The 15510-nt window shown below is 65.7% G+C and carries 15 protein-coding genes; 10 read left to right on the forward strand and 5 right to left on the reverse strand.

Features of this window, described 5'->3' with window-relative positions; translation table 11 throughout:
* Positions 1-13: 13 nt before the first annotated feature.
* From ACVIHF_RS07945 to ACVIHF_RS07965, 5 genes are all read right to left on the reverse strand, one after another.
* Positions 14-598 carry a hypothetical protein gene (locus tag ACVIHF_RS07945; protein WP_253609515.1) on the reverse strand — a complete coding sequence of 195 codons (585 nt, stop codon included), beginning with the start codon at positions 596-598 and terminating at the stop codon, positions 14-16.
* A 16-nt stretch (positions 599-614) separates the two neighbouring features.
* The gene (locus ACVIHF_RS07950; protein ID WP_082654012.1) at positions 615-1391 is read right to left on the reverse strand and encodes a metallophosphoesterase family protein; all 777 of its coding nucleotides are present in this window, start codon (positions 1389-1391) and stop codon (positions 615-617) included.
* 7 nt (positions 1392-1398) lie between these two features.
* Positions 1399-2682 carry a hypothetical protein gene (locus ACVIHF_RS07955; RefSeq protein ID WP_253609514.1) on the reverse strand — a complete coding sequence of 428 codons (1284 nt, stop codon included), beginning with the start codon at positions 2680-2682 and terminating at the stop codon, positions 1399-1401.
* Between the two features lie 116 nt (positions 2683-2798).
* Entirely contained in the window at positions 2799-3083 is a 285-nt protein-coding gene (locus ACVIHF_RS07960) for a hypothetical protein (protein ID WP_225161239.1), read from the reverse strand.
* A 104-nt stretch (positions 3084-3187) separates the two neighbouring features.
* A complete protein-coding gene (locus tag ACVIHF_RS07965; RefSeq protein ID WP_253609513.1) occupies positions 3188-3493 on the reverse strand; it encodes a hypothetical protein in 306 nt (101 codons plus the stop codon).
* A 225-nt stretch (positions 3494-3718) separates the two neighbouring features.
* Here ACVIHF_RS07965 and ACVIHF_RS07970 point away from each other — a divergent pair, with 225 nt between their 5' ends.
* The 10 genes from ACVIHF_RS07970 to ACVIHF_RS08015 all read left to right on the forward strand — a co-directional run bounded on the left by ACVIHF_RS07970 (position 3719) and on the right by ACVIHF_RS08015 (position 15505).
* Positions 3719-4903, forward strand: coding sequence for a polysaccharide biosynthesis/export family protein (locus ACVIHF_RS07970; RefSeq protein ID WP_253609512.1), 1185 nt, complete (start codon positions 3719-3721; stop codon positions 4901-4903).
* A 31-nt stretch (positions 4904-4934) separates the two neighbouring features.
* The gene (locus ACVIHF_RS07975) at positions 4935-6449 is read left to right on the forward strand and encodes an O-antigen ligase family protein (protein ID WP_456791887.1); all 1515 of its coding nucleotides are present in this window, start codon (positions 4935-4937) and stop codon (positions 6447-6449) included.
* Positions 6450-6507: 58 nt separating this feature from the next.
* The gene (locus ACVIHF_RS07980) at positions 6508-7173 is read left to right on the forward strand and encodes a hypothetical protein (RefSeq protein ID WP_253609510.1); all 666 of its coding nucleotides are present in this window, start codon (positions 6508-6510) and stop codon (positions 7171-7173) included.
* Between the two features lie 334 nt (positions 7174-7507).
* Positions 7508-9577, forward strand: a complete 2070-nt coding sequence (locus tag ACVIHF_RS07985) for a polysaccharide biosynthesis tyrosine autokinase (protein ID WP_456791888.1) — start codon at positions 7508-7510, stop codon at positions 9575-9577.
* A 13-nt stretch (positions 9578-9590) separates the two neighbouring features.
* A complete protein-coding gene (locus ACVIHF_RS07990; RefSeq protein ID WP_253609508.1) occupies positions 9591-10403 on the forward strand; it encodes a hypothetical protein in 813 nt (270 codons plus the stop codon).
* Positions 10400-11158 carry a class I SAM-dependent methyltransferase gene (locus ACVIHF_RS07995; RefSeq protein WP_253609507.1) on the forward strand — a complete coding sequence of 253 codons (759 nt, stop codon included), beginning with the start codon at positions 10400-10402 and terminating at the stop codon, positions 11156-11158. The genes ACVIHF_RS07990 and ACVIHF_RS07995 overlap by 4 nt, the downstream gene beginning before the upstream one ends.
* 3 nt (positions 11159-11161) lie before the next feature.
* The gene (locus ACVIHF_RS08000) at positions 11162-12277 is read left to right on the forward strand and encodes a glycosyltransferase family 4 protein (RefSeq protein WP_253609506.1); all 1116 of its coding nucleotides are present in this window, start codon (positions 11162-11164) and stop codon (positions 12275-12277) included.
* Positions 12274-13566, forward strand: a complete 1293-nt coding sequence (locus ACVIHF_RS08005; RefSeq protein WP_253609505.1) for an O-antigen ligase family protein — start codon at positions 12274-12276, stop codon at positions 13564-13566. Before ACVIHF_RS08000 ends, ACVIHF_RS08005 begins: the two co-directional genes overlap by 4 nt.
* Entirely contained in the window at positions 13563-14882 is a 1320-nt protein-coding gene (locus tag ACVIHF_RS08010; protein WP_456791889.1) for a polysaccharide transporter, read from the forward strand. The genes ACVIHF_RS08005 and ACVIHF_RS08010 overlap by 4 nt, the downstream gene beginning before the upstream one ends.
* Entirely contained in the window at positions 14879-15505 is a 627-nt protein-coding gene (locus tag ACVIHF_RS08015) for a class I SAM-dependent methyltransferase (protein ID WP_253609503.1), read from the forward strand. Before ACVIHF_RS08010 ends, ACVIHF_RS08015 begins: the two co-directional genes overlap by 4 nt.
* The last annotated feature ends 5 nt before the right edge of the window (positions 15506-15510 follow it).

Below are 15510 nucleotides of genomic sequence, written 5' to 3' on the forward strand. Positions count from 1 at the left end.
CGCCAGGCGCGCGTTACTGCGGAATGCTCTGGTTGGCGTCCTTGAACTCCGCCTCGATGATGCGCCGGTTGGCGTCGCCAGCCACGCGATAGGCCTGCCCGATCGCGCCCTTCAGTTCCGGCGCCCGCGTGAGGATCAGGCGGATCTGCCGCTGCAGCAGGTCGACCAATTCGACATCGCGCGTGGTGTCGACCTGCGCCAAAAGGATCAGGCGCGGCGCGATCAGGTCGCTGCGGTTGAAGCCGGTATAGTAAGACATCTTGAGCGCCTTCGACGCGGTCGGGTTCAGCCAGTCGAACCGTCCGGTTGCCGAGGCGAGGCCGAACCAGGCACCGGCGTCCATCGGCGAGAGGCGAAGCGCGCGCGTGAACGCGGCTTCGGCCGCCTCCGGTGACGTCTGCAATTGGCTCCAGCCGTCGCGCAGCCACAGCTCGCCTCTGACCATGCCGACCTCTGCGGCGATCGCCGGTTTGGCGCTCAATGCATCGGCGGCAAGCCACCAGGTCGACAAGGCCAGCGTCGCCGCGCCGATCGCAGCGGCGGCCGGCACGAAGGCCGGCGAGAGACGCCTCGCATTCCGGCCGATCGCGTCAGCCATCGTGTTAGCCATCGTATTAGCCATGGCGCGCGGCCCGGTTGCCGGTCATCAGCAGGGTTCGCCGGGCTCCCTCAAGCTTGACGCAGGTCAGGCGGCCGGTCGCATAGGCACCGGTGTCGACATTGATGCGGTTGCGCAGCAGCTCGGCCTCATGCACCGGCGTATGGCCGTGGACCACGACCTTGCCGAAATCATCTTCCGAGATAAGGAAGTCGTCGCGGATCCAGAGCAGATCCTCCTTGCGCTGCTGGTTGAGCGCGACGCCGGGCCTGACGCCGGCATGGACGAAGAAATAGCGTTTGTGCACATAACAGAGCGGCAGCGAGCGCAGGAAGGCGAGATGGGCCGGCGGCATCTGGCGGATCAATTGCCGGGCGAGCGCCCTGCGTTCGGAAGCGTCGGGATTGGGCGAGGGCGTCAGGCCGTAGGACATCAGCGTTTGCAAGCCGCCAAACTGCCGCCATTGCGCGAGCATGTCGGGATTGACGAGAAATTCCAGCAGGCAGGCCTCGTGATTGCCGAGCAGGCAGACCATGCTGCGGGTGCGGCGGCGTTGTTCGAGCATGGCGATGACATCGCGCGAATCCGGTCCGCGATCGATATAGTCGCCGAGGAACACCTGGATCGGTCGCGCCGGCCGGAACCGACGGATGTCGGCATCGATGCGGGCGCAGATCTCGTGCAGCAGGTCGGCATGACCGTGGATATCGCCGACGGCGTAGATGCAGGTCTCGTCGCCCTCATGTTCGAGATCGCCGGTCTGGCCGACAAGACGCTGGAGGAAGCTGCGCATCTGGCGTCTAGCCCGCCTGCGACCGTGAACGGCTGATCCGCTGTGCCAGTCCTGTTCCGATCACGGCTCCCAACACGATCACTCCGGGCAGCGCCGGCAATTCCGGCAAGGTGAAGCCAGCAAGCAGCAGCGTCAGCAGGACGGCTGCCGCCGATGCAGGGTAGGACCAGTCGCGGCCGCGATTGCGCGCACCGGCCGTGAACGCTGCGATGCCGACGATGATAGCCGCAACTAGAGTCCAGAACATGGCGGAACCGAATTGCGCGATCAAGGCCGCCGCGCTGGTCGCAACCACAGGGCGCGTGGTGGCGCCCTGCCAGTCCATATAGGTCGACGCCAGCGTTGCCGTGGCGCCGGCGCCGCTGCCGAGCGCGGGCAGGTCGGCGAGCAGATTGTGGGTCGATTGCACGAACTCGGACGGTGCATGAACAAAGGCGACCGCAAGCGGCACGTCGGGATGACGGTTGCCGATCGCCGTCGCCAGGGCGATCAGCGCGATCGCTGCCGCAGCAGCAGCGCTGCTCCAGCGGTGCAGATGAAGTTTCCGCGCGGCGAAGGTCATCAGGACGAGGGCGATGCCCGCGGCAATCGCGATCGCGGCGCCGCGCCGCCCAACCCAGCAGGCGCTGGCGGCGCAGAGCAGCGCGCCGGCAGCGAGCAGCCAGCGCAGCCGTCTCAATTGGGCGGCGGTGCGGCCATCGGCGTGTCCGCCGACGTCGAGCGCGCGCGCAAGGCCGAGCGGAACGCCAACGAGAACGACGACCAGGAATCCGTTTGCCGTCTCATCGCGTGCAGCGCCAGACCAGACTTTGACCGGATCGCTTGATAGCAGCAGGATCAGGGCCGCGACGGCCGCGGTTGCTGCAACGGTGCGGGCCACCATATCGGCGCGGCGGGCGTCGATCGCGACAGCGGCGGCGGTGATCATGGCTGACATGAGTGACAGCCAGATCAGCAGCGCGCCGAAGCTTGCGCCGGTGTCGATCGTGATGCTGCCGCTGAGCTGTGCTCCCAGCGTTTCGCCGGCGAACTTCCACACCGGATGCGCCAGGGCCGCCAGCGGAAACATCTGCAGGATGATCCAGAGCATCGGCAGAAGCGCCGCCGCAACAGCGGGACCGGCGACCGACTTGAGGAACGACAGCTCACCTGGACGGATCGCCAGCAGGCTTGCGAGCAGCCCGAGCGACGTCGCCGCGCCGACGAGACCCGTCGCGAGCGATGCGTCGATGAGACCGAGCGGAATCGACGCCCCGATCAAGATGCAGATGAAGGCCGTGACGTTCCACACGAGAGGGGAGGTCCTGCAGAATGGCGGGCGCGCGCGCCCAAGGCAGCGGGATGCCCCGGGCTTGCCGCGAGGTCAACGGAAATCGGGCACGCCAAAGGGGGCAGTGTTATGCCCTGCTATTGCGAACGGCGCAGGGCGAGACGTGGCGTCGAGGTGCGAGACCAGAACAGCGACGCGAAGGTGCTTGCCAGATATCCGACTTGCAGCGCTACGATCGCAGCGATCATGAGCAGCGCGGTTTCCGACCACGACAGGCGCGCGCCCCCGATGGCGGCCAGCAGCGCGACTTCCGCGAGCGCCACCGGCGCCAGCACCAGACAGTGCTGGCGCAGCCCGAGAACGGTGCCGCCGATGAAATTGCCAAGGAAAACAAATAACATAACCAAACCCTGCGCCCGCATGATATCGGGCCGGGCCTAAGCCGGGGTTAACCCGCACGTCGCAGAGCCGTCGGCGCGGTGCCGGCCGACCTCGATGACCTGTGGTTTTGTTAGTCGATTAACATTCAGAACGGACGCAGATCGCCGTAACTATAGGCAGCCCAATAATCGCGGCCGCCATACGGTCCATAGGCGCCATAGAGCGGCGCGCAGGAGTAGCGATCGGGACAGCCGTGCCAGCAAACCCGTTTCCACTGGCAGACGTCGCCACGACAATATTGCAGCCGCTGACAGTTGCCGTTGACCCGTTGCACGGCGCGCGGCCCAGGGGAAATACCCAATTCAGCGGCAAAAACTGAGCTGCCAACAGAACCGCCCAACAGCAAGGCGACCATTCCCAACGCGATCGCCAGTGGCTTCAAGCGGGCCATCGAACCCTCAATTGGTTAACTCAAACCATCTCATTCACAGATAACGGGAACATCGGACAAAAGCAAAGCCGGAGTGACGGCGCGCGGGGCTTTGTCTCACGGCGGTGCGCCGGTGTCGCCGAATTGCCTCACCTCGCTAACATTATTTATCAATTGCATCGCAATATATCGCGGAAACTTGTGATTGTGATAGTCGACGTGTTACGGCACGGCCGGAGTATTTGAATGTCGCGTGCGAATTTCATTCGGGTGATGTTATTGCTTGCGGCCGGCTGTTGGGTCAGCGGTTGCCATTACATGCCGACCAACGGCCCGACGAGCTCCGATGTCGTGGCCGGGCAGCGCGATCCCGAAAGCCTGCCCTATGCGATGGTCAAGATCACACCGCAGATCGAGAATGTGCTGGCGTCATTCGCGCCGCAACTCGCCGGTGGCATCCAGGGCCCGCCGCCGAAGGACATCCGCTTCGGCATCGGCGACGTCGTCAGCGTCACGATCTTCGAGGCCGCGGCCGGCGGTCTGTTCATTCCGGTCGAGGCCGGCGTGCGTCCCGGCAACTACATCACGCTGCCGAACCAGAACGTCGATACCGACGGCAACATCTCGGTGCCTTATGCAGGCGCGATCCGCGCCAAGAACCGCACACCGACCGAAGTGCAGCGCTCGATCGTCGATGCGCTGAAGAACCGCGCGATCGAGCCGCAGGCCGTGGTCGCCCTGATCGAGCAGCGCACCTCGCTGATCTCCGTGCTCGGCGAGGTCAATTCGCCGAACCGCTTCCCCGCCAATGCCGCGGGTGAGCATGTGCTCGACGCCATCACGCGCGCCGGCGGCCCGAAAGGGCAGGGCTTTGACACATGGGTCATGCTCGAGCGCGACGGCAAACGTACCACGGTGCCGTTCGGCCAACTGGTCTACGAGCCCAAGAGCAATATCTACGCCCACCCCGGCGACACCATTTATGTCTACCGCGAGCCGCAGACCTTCGTCGCCTTCGGCGCGTCGGGCGCGCAGGGCCAGTTCAATTTCGAGGCCTGGCGCATCTCGCTCGCCGAAGCCGTTGCCAAGGCGGGCGGCCTGAACGACTCCTCGGCCGATCCGGCCTCGGTGTTCGTCTATCGCGGCGAACTGCCGGAGGTGGCCGCCAAGCTTGGCGTCGACGTCAGCAAATATTCAGGGCCGATCATCCCGGTCGTCTACAACATCAATTTCCGCGATCCGGCCGGCTATTTCCTGGCCACGCGTTTCCAGTTGCGCAACAAGGACGTGCTCTATGCGTCGAACGCGGCATCCGTCGAGGACGCCAAGGTGATGCAGCAGATCCGCCTCGTGACCGCAACGGCGAACGATCCGATCGTAGCCGCCTACAACGCAACCTTACTTCGTAATTCGATCAAGCTTGCGCCCTGATACTGGGGCGTGAGCCGGCACGGCCGGCTTCATGACACGCTTAAGATTAGCTTCCGGCTCAAGCGAGGCGACGGCGTTGTCGTGGCCGGTGCGCTGGTCATCGTGGCTGTTCTGCGCCGTCGTCGCTTTGGCGCCTCTGCCGCTCGGCTCGGTCGGTGCTGTTGCGCCCGCGATCTGGTCGATCCTGCTCGGGATTGCACTGCTCGGGGTGTTGCCGATGCGCCTGCGCGGCAGTCAGCTCATGATCCTCGCCGTGACGGCGTTGTTGACGGCGCTTGCCATGCTGGTGCTGCACGAGCAGTCGGCGCTCCACCCCTGGTCGGGTGTGGCGCCGAACGCGTTGTGGGCGGAGGCCGGCAAATTGCTGCCTGCCGAGTTGCCGCCGGCCGTGTCGATCGCGCGCGGTCAGCCGTTCTATTCGATCGGCGTCGGAATCGTTTGCCTGCTCAGCTTCGCCATCGGCGTCGTGCTCGGTGCCAACCGCGGACTGGCGCGCGGGTTGTTGCGGGCGGTGGCCGCGGCGGGCCTGGTCTATGCGATCTGCGGCATCATCACTTTCGTGATCGATCCCACCCGGATCTACCTGCTGCACGAGAAGCAGGCGCACCTGGCGTGGCTGACATCTCCCTTCGTCAATCGCAACACTGCCGGCATCTATTACGGTTGCTGTGCGCTAATCTGGCTGTTGTTCAGCTGCGAGCTGATCGAGCGGCATTGGCCGCCGCGCCGTGCCGGCCTGTCACGGCTGCTCGGGCGCCTCGATATGCCGGCGCGGCGCCGGCTCGCCGGCCATGCGTTCGGCTGGCTCACTTGCCTGCTGGCGATGTTTCTGACCGGCTCGCGCGGCGGCGTCGGGATCTCGCTGCTCGCCGCGGTCGCGGCTGCCGCGATCTTCTTTCGCAAACGGGTGCCGCGCCGCTACGGCATGATCGTGGTGCTCGGGGTCGGCAGCCTGGTCGCGCTGGCACTGCTGCAGCTTCTCGGCGGCGGCGTTGGCGCGCGCTTCAGCACGATGGGCCTGTCCGATGAGGGACGGTTCTCGACCTATCGCGCAACGTTGCGGATGATCTGGGATCACCCGTGGCTCGGCGATGGTTTCGGGACCTTCGAATGGGTTTATCCGGCCTATCGCACCGACGACATCTCGCTGCGCGGGACCTGGAACCGGGCACACAACAGCTGGCTCGAACTGGCGTCCGACGGCGGAATGTTAATGGCCGGCGCCGCTATGATCGCGCTGCTCGCGGCGTTCGTCGTGCTCGCGCATGGCGTGCGGACCCGTCGCCGCGACGTGATCGTGCCGCTCGCGGCGCTCTGCGCGTCGGTCGCCGGCGCACTCCATTCGATAATCGATTTCTCGCTCCAGATCACCGGCTATGCCGTTGTTATCGCGGCCTTGCTCGGGGCAGGCCTGTCGCAATCCTTCCGCTCCGGCCGGGGCGCCGGCGGTGGCGGCTCCGACCGTGACGCCCGTGCTACGGTCGGACGGCCGGTTAACGCTGATTTCGCGCGCCACGGCCCGGCCGCGGCCGGCGAGGCTATTTAATTGGCGCGATAACTCTGACTATGCTAACGAACTGTTAGTATTCGTTAGGGAGATAGCTGTGTTCACATTTGAGCGATCCGGCGGCTTTTCCGCCCCGCGCCTGGCGACGTTGGTGGTGATGTTGGTGCTCGCGACACCCGGTGGCGCGGCGCTGGCGGAGACACCTGGCGGGCTGATCCAGCTGTCCCAGGCGGTCACCAATTTCAAGGCCAATCCCGAGCAGCTGCTGACCCAGTATCCGAATGCAGGCGTGGAGTTGACCTCGCGGGCGCGCGATTTCGCCCTCAACGATCCGACATCGCTCGATCCGCTGATTGCGCTGCTCGCCAAGGCAAGCAAGGACCAGAAGACGGCGATCGCTGCCGGCCTCGCCCAGGCCGCGCGCATCGTGGTGCGCAGCAACCAGCCCTACGCGACGCGCATCCAGCAGGCGATTGCCGACACCAAGGATCTCGACACCGTGATGGCGTTTGCTGCTGCATCGGGTGACAGCGGCACCGCGGCGACCGGCGCCGGCGGCGCGGGCAGCGCCGGCGCATCCGGCGGCCAGACCAGCGCGCTGGGCGCCAGCGGCGCCGGCGGCGGCACGCTCGAGGCCATCGACGGCAACAGCGTGAACACCGGCATCTTCAGCTTCACCTCGTCGGTCAGCAGTTCGGGCAGCACGACGACCGGTACGGCCACGGGCACCGGCACCACACTCATTTCAACAGTTACCCCCTGAGCGGACGTCCGATCGCCAATGGAGAACTTTCTGCAGCAACGCGCTTCGGTGTCGGCGGCGGGACGCTTCCCAGGATCATTGGAGGGCGCGAGGGCAGGATCTATCCTGCCGGCGCGGCGATAGGACGAGATGCTTCAGCGCAACCAGATTTCGCCGTCTGTCGATCTGAGAAATCGTCCGGCTGAATTGCCGTCGCTGGCGGAAACCTTCGACGCCTTCGTCACCTATCTGCTCCGGCAATACTGGGTCATCCTCGGGACCGCCGCGCTCTGCCTGTTCGGCGGCATCTGCTACCTGGCGACGGCGGGCGCCGAGCTATACGGCGCTTGCCACGATGATCATCGACACGCGCAAATTCCAGGCCTTCCAGCAGCAATCGCCGGTGAGCGAGGCCCCCGTCGATTCCGCCGCGGTCGAGAGCCAGGTCGAAATCCTGAAGTCGGAGAATGTGGCGCTCGCGGTGATCCGCGACCTCAAGCTCAACGAGGATCCGGAATTCGTCGGCTCCAGGGCCGGCGCGGTAGGAGCCGTGCTCGATTTCGTGTCCGGCCTGCTCGCCGGCGGGGCGCCGCCCACCGAATTCGACCGGACCCGGCGCGCGGTCCGCACGTTCCAGAAGCAGCTCGACGTCCGCCGCCGCGGCATGACTTATGTGATCGAGGTCAGCTTCCGTTCGCTCGATCCCGAGCGCGCGGCGCAGATCGCCAACGCCGTCGCCGACGCCTACATCGTCGACCAGCTCGATTCCAAATATCAGGCGACGCGCCGCGCCAGTGTCTGGCTGCAGGACCGCATCCAGGAGCTGCGCACGCAGGCATCCAACGCCGAGCGCGCGGTGCTCGACTACAAGAAGACCAACAACATCGTCACCTCCAGCGGCAAGCTGCTCAACGAGCAGCAGCTCGGCGAGCTCAACACCCAGCTGCTCCACGTGAAGTCGCAGGTCACCGACGCCAAGGCCAAGCTCGACCGCATCGAGGCGGTGGTGAAGGGAGGCGTCCCCGATGCGACGGTGGCCGATACCCTGAACAACCAGGTCATCACCAAGCTGCGCTCGCAATATCTCGAGCTGGCCAACCGCGAGGCCGACTGGTCGTCGCGCTACGGCTACAATCATTTGGCCGCCGTCAACCTGCGCAACCAGATGCGCGAGATCCAGTCGTCGATTGTGGACGAGCTGAAGCGGCTCGCCGAAAGCTACAAGAGCGACTATGCGATCGCCCTGCAGCGCCAGAACGAGATCGAGCGCGCCGTGAACGACTCGGTGTCGCAGTCGCAGTCGACCAACCAGGCGCAGGTCACGCTGCGCGAGCTCGAGAGCTCGGCGCAGACCTATCGCTCGCTCTACGACAATTTCCTGCAGCGCTACATGGAAAACGTGCAGCAGCAGTCGTTCCCGGTCAGCGAGGCGCGGGTGATCACCCGTGCCTCGCGTCCGCTCAGCAAGAGCCATCCGCAGACCTTGGTCGTGCTCGCGCTCTCGGCGCTCGGCGGCCTGATCGCCGGGCTCGGGCTCGGCGTGTTGCGCGACCTCTATGACCGGGTGTTCCGCACCGCTGAAATGGTCGAGACGATCCTCGAGGCCGACTGCGTCGCCATCGTTCCCCGCGTCTCGCCGGGCCAGATCAAGGCGCCGGTCGCCGGTCGTCCCAATCTGCCGATCGGTCCGCGTACGATCCGGCGCGGCGACGAGCCGGTGCTGTGGGCGGCGATCGATTCGCCATTCTCGCGGTTCTCGGAAGCGATCCGCTCGATCAAGGTCAATGCCGACCTCAACGTCACCAAGCCGTCAAAGATTCTCGGGCTGACCTCGGCGCTGCCCAACGAGGGCAAGTCGACGCTGGCCTTCGTATTTGCGCAACTGGTTGCCCAGAGCGGGGCCCGCGTGCTCCTGATCGATTGCGATCTGCGCAATCCCTCGCTCAGCCGCAAGGTCGCGGCGACTGCCGAGCGCGGCATCCTCGACGTGCTGTCGAACAATGCGACATTGCAGGACACGCTCTGGCGCGATCCCGAGACCGGCCTCGCCTTCCTGCCTGGCGCCACGCGATCGCGCATCGCCCATTCGCACGACGTGCTTGCCTCCGACCAGATGAGGGATTTCATCGACGGGGCCCGCAGCCACTATGACTACGTGATCGTCGATTTCCCGCCGCTCACGCCGGTGGTCGATGTCCGCATCACCGCCCACTTCGTCGATTCCTTCGTCTTCATCGTGGAATGGGGCAAGACCCAGGTGCAGGTGGTCGAGCGCGCGCTGCGCAGTGCGCGAGCGGTCAACGAGAACCTGCTCGGCGTCGTGCTCAATAAGGCCGATATTGCCGCGATGAGCCGCTATAGCGGCTATGGCGGCAAGAACTACTATTACAACTCGCACTATGGGCGATATGGCTACACCGAGTGAGACGCACGGCGGGATGCCCGGGCGCGCAGCCGCCTGGCTTGCGCGCGGCTTGCTGGCCGCGGTCGCGTGCTCGTCCGTCGCCTGGGGCGCGACCACCTTGCCGGACTTTATCGACCAGACCCGACTCGACGGCGCAAAGGACCTGATCCTTCGCAACGTACCGGTCAGCGACGCCGAGCTCGACAACCTCGGTCCGCTGCTGTCGCGCGCCGTGGCGGAGAAGGATTGCATGCCGGCCATCGATCGCAGCGCGGCGGTGATCCGGCTGCGGCGCGCCGAGAACGCGCTCGCATCCGGCGCGCAGGTCGACGCCCGGATGGGCGAGCTTGACGAAGCCGTCCGCAAATCGCTCGGCTGCGCGCCGGCCGATCCCTATCTCTGGCTCGTGCTGTTCTGGCTTCGCAATATACGGCAGGGCTTGAGCGACGCCAATTTCGACCTGCTGCGGATGTCGTACCGGCTCGGACCCAATGAGGGCTGGATCGTGGTCAAGCGCAGCGCGATGGCGCTCGCAATGTTCGACGCGCTGCCGCCTGATCTTTCGTCCAACGTGGTTGCCGAGTTCGCGCGTCTCGTGAAGACTGAGTTGTACACCGAGGCAATCGATCTGCTGAAGGGACCGGGCTGGGCGCACCGTGACACGCTGCTCGCCGGCCTTGCAGCTGTTCCGCAACGGAACGTCGATATCCTGACCCGCACCATGGCTGACATTGGATACGATCTCGACCGCCGCTCGCCGGCGGAGCGGCGCAATTGGGAGCACAAATCGAACGACCGCCTCGACGAGTCTGCCCGAATGCCGCCGGAGGCGAGCGCTAGGCCATGACGATGGAATTTTGCATCGGACAGCACAACGCGCATTATGAGGGCGTCTATTCGGCGGAGGAGCGCGACTGGCGCCGCGTCTGCGCGGTCGACAAGGCGGATCATATCGCCGGCTTGCTCGGCGCAGCCGCCGCGAAGGTCGGCAATGTGCTCGAGGTCGGCTGCGGCACCGGCGCCGTGCTGGCGCGGCTGTCGGCGATCGGCGTCGGCCGCGACTTCACCGGCATCGACGTGATCGATCCCGCGACCAATCTGGAGATCGACGGCGCCGCTTCAGCCCCATTTCGCTGGTCCAGCTATGACGGCGCGACGATCCCGTTCGCCGACGGATCGTTCGACCTCGTCTATGCCAGCCACGTCCTGGAGCACGTGCCCGAACCGCGGGCATTCCTGCACGAGCTCGCCCGGGTCGCGCGGACCTTCGTCTATGTCGAGGTGCCGTGTGAGCTGCATGCGCGGACCAATCGCCGGGCGTTGCAATCGACGCTCGACATCGGCCATATCAATTTCTACACACCCGACACGTTCCGCCTGGTGCTGGAGACGGCGGGGCTCCACGTCACGGGCTTCGGCACCTATGACCACAGCCTGCCGGTTCACGCCTTCCACTCGTCGCGGGTGAGGGGGCTTGCCAAAAGCATTGTGCGGAAGTCGCTGTTATCGGTCGGCCAGGCGTTCGCGACCCGGCTTGCGACCTATCATTGCGGGGCGCTCTGCCGGCGCGACGAGGCGCAGGCGCTGCCGCGGGACCGGTAAGCCATGGCGCCGCGCGTGGTCGTCTTCAACAACATGATCACACCTTACACCAACCGTCTCTACAACGAGCTGGTCAGCCGCGGGCTGGATCTCGCCGTGCTGTCCTGTACACCGCAGGAGGCCGATCGCTCCTGGGCCGGCTCGTTCACGCCGCGCTACATCACGCGCACGGTGCCGGGTGTATCGATCCCGCTGTCGCGGTCGCGTCACACCCACGTCAATATCGGGATCGGGCGCGCCTTGAACGCGCTCGCGCCCGACCTGCTGTTCGTCAACGGTCTTTATCCCTCGATGCTGGCGGGCGCGGCATGGGCGCGCGCCAACGGCAAGGCGCTCGCGCTGACGATCGACGGCTGGCGCGAGACGATGCCCAACACCGCCTATCACCGTCTGGCGCGGCCCTGGCTGCTGCGCCAGTGCGACGCAGTGGTGTGTTGCAGCGACAAGGGTAGGGCGTATTTCCGCGGCGAGGGTGTTCGCGCCGACGACCTGTTCGTGGTGCCGTTGGTGCCGGCATGGGATTCGCCGGCGGTTGTGCCGGCATTCGACGACCGTCCATTTCATCTGCTGTGGTGCGCCCGCCTCAATGACGACGCCAAGAATGCGATCTTCTTCGAGAACGTCGCGATCGCGCTTGGCCGGATCGTGCCCGGGCTGAAGGTGCGTGTGGTCGGATCCGGCGCCGCCGAACGGCGCATGCTGGCGCGGCTCGGCGGTGCCGGCATCGATGTCAGCCACGACCGCTATCTGCCGTGGCAGGCGATATCGGACGCTTTTCTGCAGTCGCGGCTGTTGCTGCTGCCCTCATTGCTGGAACCGTGGGGCCTGGTGTGCAACGAGGCCCTGCAGTGCGGGGTTCCGTGCCTGGTGTCGCCCCATGTCGGGGCAGGCGGCGAGTTGGTCCGTGACCAGGACAACGGCTATGTTTGCGCGCTCGATGAACAGGTTTGGGTCGACGCGGCGCGCGGCTTGCTCGAACATCCCGCGCACTGGGAGGCGATGTCGCGGCAGGCCCGGCAGAGCGTGCGACGCGATGCGCTTGCCGACGCCGCGGCGCGTTTTGCGGCCGCGGTCGATCATCTCTTGAGGGCTCCGGCCCGGCAGGAGGCCGTGCAATGATCGGCAGATGGTGGCTGCGAACCGATGTCTTTCTGCACGCCTATCTGGTGATGGTGCTCGGCTGCATCTATTTCCTGTTCAATTTCATCGAGGGCATCTCGTTCGCGGAAAGGGCCGGGGAATCCACGCTGTTCCGCGGCGCCTGGCTGCTGCTCTACATCCTCCTGGTGCTGCACATTGCAATCGATCGGAAGCGCTTCGGCCTGCTGATGCTGCAGTCGCATCTCTATCTGACGTTCATCGCCTTCGCCCTGGTATCACTGGCGCTGAGCGCCGACCCCGCCGGCTCGTCGATCAAGTTCGCGATGTATCTGTTGACCACGATGTTCTCGGCGTGGGTCGTGATCAGCTGCCCGGTCGATCGTCTCGTCGATGCGCTGTTCCGGATCGGGATCGTGGTGCTGATCGTTCACGTCCTGCTGTTTCCGGTGATCGGGTCGCAATGGGATTACGACCCGCTGCATCGGCCGACGGTGCTCGGAACCCAGGCCTATGCCGGCGTGTTCGGTCACAAGAACCTCGCGGGCGCATTCTTCGGTCTCATGGTGCTGATCTGCTTCGTGCGCATGCTGGCAGGACCGCGCCGCCAGTTCGGCTGGACGCTGCTGCTGATGGGATGTCATCTTTTTGCGCTCGCCGCGGCCGGCGCCGCAGGTCCGCTGATCAGCATGTTGACGGCGCTTGCCGTGACCTTCGGGCTCGTGCTCGTGGTGCTCGGGCACAGGGGGGCTGCCTCGATCTATTGGCTTGGCCTCGCTCTTGTTGCGCTTGTCGTGTTCGCCCTGCCGAGCGACGAGTTGTACGGGCTGGTGGGCCGCAGCGGAAACCTGACCGGCCGCTCGTTCCTCTGGTCGGTCTGGCCGCACTTCTTCTGGCAGCACCCCTGGCTCGGCTACGGGTTTTCGGGATTCTTCAACGAACTGCCGAACTCGCCGGTGAACGAGCTGACGAGCATGGCGCCGTGGAATACCGAGTTCGGCTCGTTCGAGAACTCCTATCTTGACGCCTTTCTCCAGTTCGGCCTGCTCGGCGGTGCGCTCTATATGCTGCTGCTGGCGCGCGCGTTGTGGAACACGATCGTCTTTGCGTTCGAGCGGACAGGGATGTACTGGCTGGCACCATTCGCGATGCTGCTGTTCGTCGTGATCGCGTCGGCCAATGACTCCAGCCAGCTGCTGCACAATTATTTCGGCTGTGTGCTGGTGTTCTGGTGCTATTTCGGCCCGGAGGCCAGGCTGCAAATGGCGCCGCGGCGGACATTCAACAGATTGCGGGTGAGTGAGGCGTGAGTGCATTGACCGACAGGCTGGACCGGGTGGCGGCTCAGACCCGGGTCGCCGGTGCCGTGAGCGGGTTGCTCCGCCGGCTGCGGCGTGCCGGCGGCAATGTCGCGCTCGGCCTGATCGACCAGGCGCTGCTGAGCGGGTCTGCCTTCGCGCTGACGATCGTGCTCGCCAACGTGCTCGATATCAATTCGTTCGGTAGGTTCAGCGTCGCCTGGTCGCTCTCGATCCTGATCGAGGCGGTGTTTCTGCGCGGCCTGTTCGACGACGGCTTGCCGGCGACTGCGCACCGCATCCCGAAATCGCTATGGCCGCAACTGCGGCTCGGCCTCTATCTGTCGTCGCTGCTCGTCTCGGGTGCGCTCGGTCTGCTCCTGGCGGGTGCGGGCTTTGTGATCACAGCCGTCGGCGGGGAGGCCGGCGGGCTCGTGATCGCAACCGGGCTTGCGATCCCGGCGGTTCGGCTGCAGAGCATGTTCCGCCGGATTTGCTATCTCGATGGGCGGCTGCCGCGCGCGGTGGCGTCCTCGCTGACCTATTGCGTGGCGCTGGTCGTCTCGGCCGGGTTGATGATCGCCCTCAAGCTCACCGGCGCCGCTGCGGCGATGGCGTGCATCGCGATCTCGGCCGCGCTCGCCGGCAGCTTGCTGCTGGCCCACACCAGCGAGCTGGCCTGGCCGCAAGCCAGAATCTTCCGCGGCTCGCTGCGGCGGCTGTTTCGGAACGGGCGCTGGTTCGTCGCGACCTCGTTCACCTACTGGATCGGCAGCATCGGGCTGATCCCGGTCTGCGGCTTCCTGATCGGGCTGGACGCGAGCGCATCGCTGCGGATCCTGCTCTTGGCGTTCGCACCGCTCAGCCAGTTCTGCGCGACGATGTTCTCGGTTCGCCTGCCGGAAATCGCAGCCGAACTGCGCGCCGGCCGGCGCAGCGCTGTCGCCGCTGCCGCGCGCGAAAATGCCCTGCTGCTCGGATCGATCGCGGCCGCCTACGGCGCGGTGATCGTGCTCCTCGGCCAGCGCATTCTGCCGCTTGTCATCCACGGACAGAGTTACGAGATCGGCACCGGCAGCCTCGCCTTGATGGGCGCTGCGATGGCGCTCGACGCGGTGTGGCTCGGCCTCGCGCTGCCGCTGTTTGCGACCGGCAAGCCGCAGCGATTCATGCTGAGCCGGATTGCCGGTCTCGTCGCGCTGTGCTGCGTCCTGCCGTTCGCGGCGGATGCCTGGCAGGTGATGGGCGCGGTTGCGGCGATGGTGGCTTCCAGCGCGGCGTCGGTGATCACGGTTGTGCTGACCAATTCGGCGCGGGAGCGGACATGACCGACGACGCGCGCGGCGGCTCGCTCGAAAAGCTGCATATCGGCGCCTTCAATTGCGGCATCGCGGGCTGGATCAATACCGACATCACAATGCACCTGTGGATCGCGCGGGTGCCGTTCGCGGCGAAAGCGCTGCATATCGCTGGCCTCCTGAGCGATACCCGCTATGCCGAGCATCGCCAGGGCAAGTTTGCCGGGCTGCGCCACATGAACCTCACCAAGCCGCTGCCGTTCGCGGATCGCAGCCTCTCGGCAGTATTCAGCGCGCATGTCTTCGAGCACCTGTTTCCCGACGAGGTCGAGCGGCTGGCGCGCGAGATCGCGCGGGTGCTGGCGCCTGGCGGGGTATGTCGGATCGTCGTCCCCGACATGGAGCGGATTGTCGCGCTCTACGATCCGGCGGCGCCGCAGGCTTTCCTCAGGAGCGTGTTCGAGATCGAGCGCCGCAGGGAGGCCGCCTTCGCGCATCACTGGGGCTTTACCCGCGCCTCGCTCGCCGCGCTGTTCCGCGACGCCGGCTGTTCGGAAACCCACACCCGTGCCTATCGCGAGGGCGTCTGTCCCGACATCGACCGGCTCGACAACCGGCCGGACGAGTCGATCTTCTTCGAGGCCATCAAGTGAGCAGG

The organism is Bradyrhizobium sp. USDA 4506, assembly GCF_054058795.1.

What these genes read in the sequence shown, in the direction of transcription:
- ACVIHF_RS07975 (WP_456791887.1), top strand. Translation starts at nt 4,935, where the DNA reads ATGACACGCTTAAGATTAGCTTCCGGCTCAAGCGAGGCGACGGCGTTG.
- ACVIHF_RS07985 (WP_456791888.1), top strand. Translation starts at nt 7,508, where the DNA reads ATGATCATCGACACGCGCAAATTCCAGGCCTTCCAGCAGCAATCGCCG.
- ACVIHF_RS07990 (WP_253609508.1), top strand. Translation starts at nt 9,591, where the DNA reads ATGCCCGGGCGCGCAGCCGCCTGGCTTGCGCGCGGCTTGCTGGCCGCG.
- ACVIHF_RS07960 (WP_225161239.1), bottom strand. Translation starts at nt 3,083, where the DNA reads ATGCGGGCGCAGGGTTTGGTTATGTTATTTGTTTTCCTTGGCAATTTC.
- ACVIHF_RS07965 (WP_253609513.1), bottom strand. Translation starts at nt 3,493, where the DNA reads ATGGCCCGCTTGAAGCCACTGGCGATCGCGTTGGGAATGGTCGCCTTG.
- ACVIHF_RS07950 (WP_082654012.1), bottom strand. Translation starts at nt 1,391, where the DNA reads ATGCGCAGCTTCCTCCAGCGTCTTGTCGGCCAGACCGGCGATCTCGAA.
- ACVIHF_RS07995 (WP_253609507.1), top strand. Translation starts at nt 10,400, where the DNA reads ATGACGATGGAATTTTGCATCGGACAGCACAACGCGCATTATGAGGGC.
- ACVIHF_RS08000 (WP_253609506.1), top strand. Translation starts at nt 11,162, where the DNA reads ATGGCGCCGCGCGTGGTCGTCTTCAACAACATGATCACACCTTACACC.
- ACVIHF_RS08015 (WP_253609503.1), top strand. Translation starts at nt 14,879, where the DNA reads ATGACCGACGACGCGCGCGGCGGCTCGCTCGAAAAGCTGCATATCGGC.
- ACVIHF_RS08005 (WP_253609505.1), top strand. Translation starts at nt 12,274, where the DNA reads ATGATCGGCAGATGGTGGCTGCGAACCGATGTCTTTCTGCACGCCTAT.
- ACVIHF_RS07970 (WP_253609512.1), top strand. Translation starts at nt 3,719, where the DNA reads ATGTCGCGTGCGAATTTCATTCGGGTGATGTTATTGCTTGCGGCCGGC.
- ACVIHF_RS07945 (WP_253609515.1), bottom strand. Translation starts at nt 598, where the DNA reads ATGGCTGACGCGATCGGCCGGAATGCGAGGCGTCTCTCGCCGGCCTTC.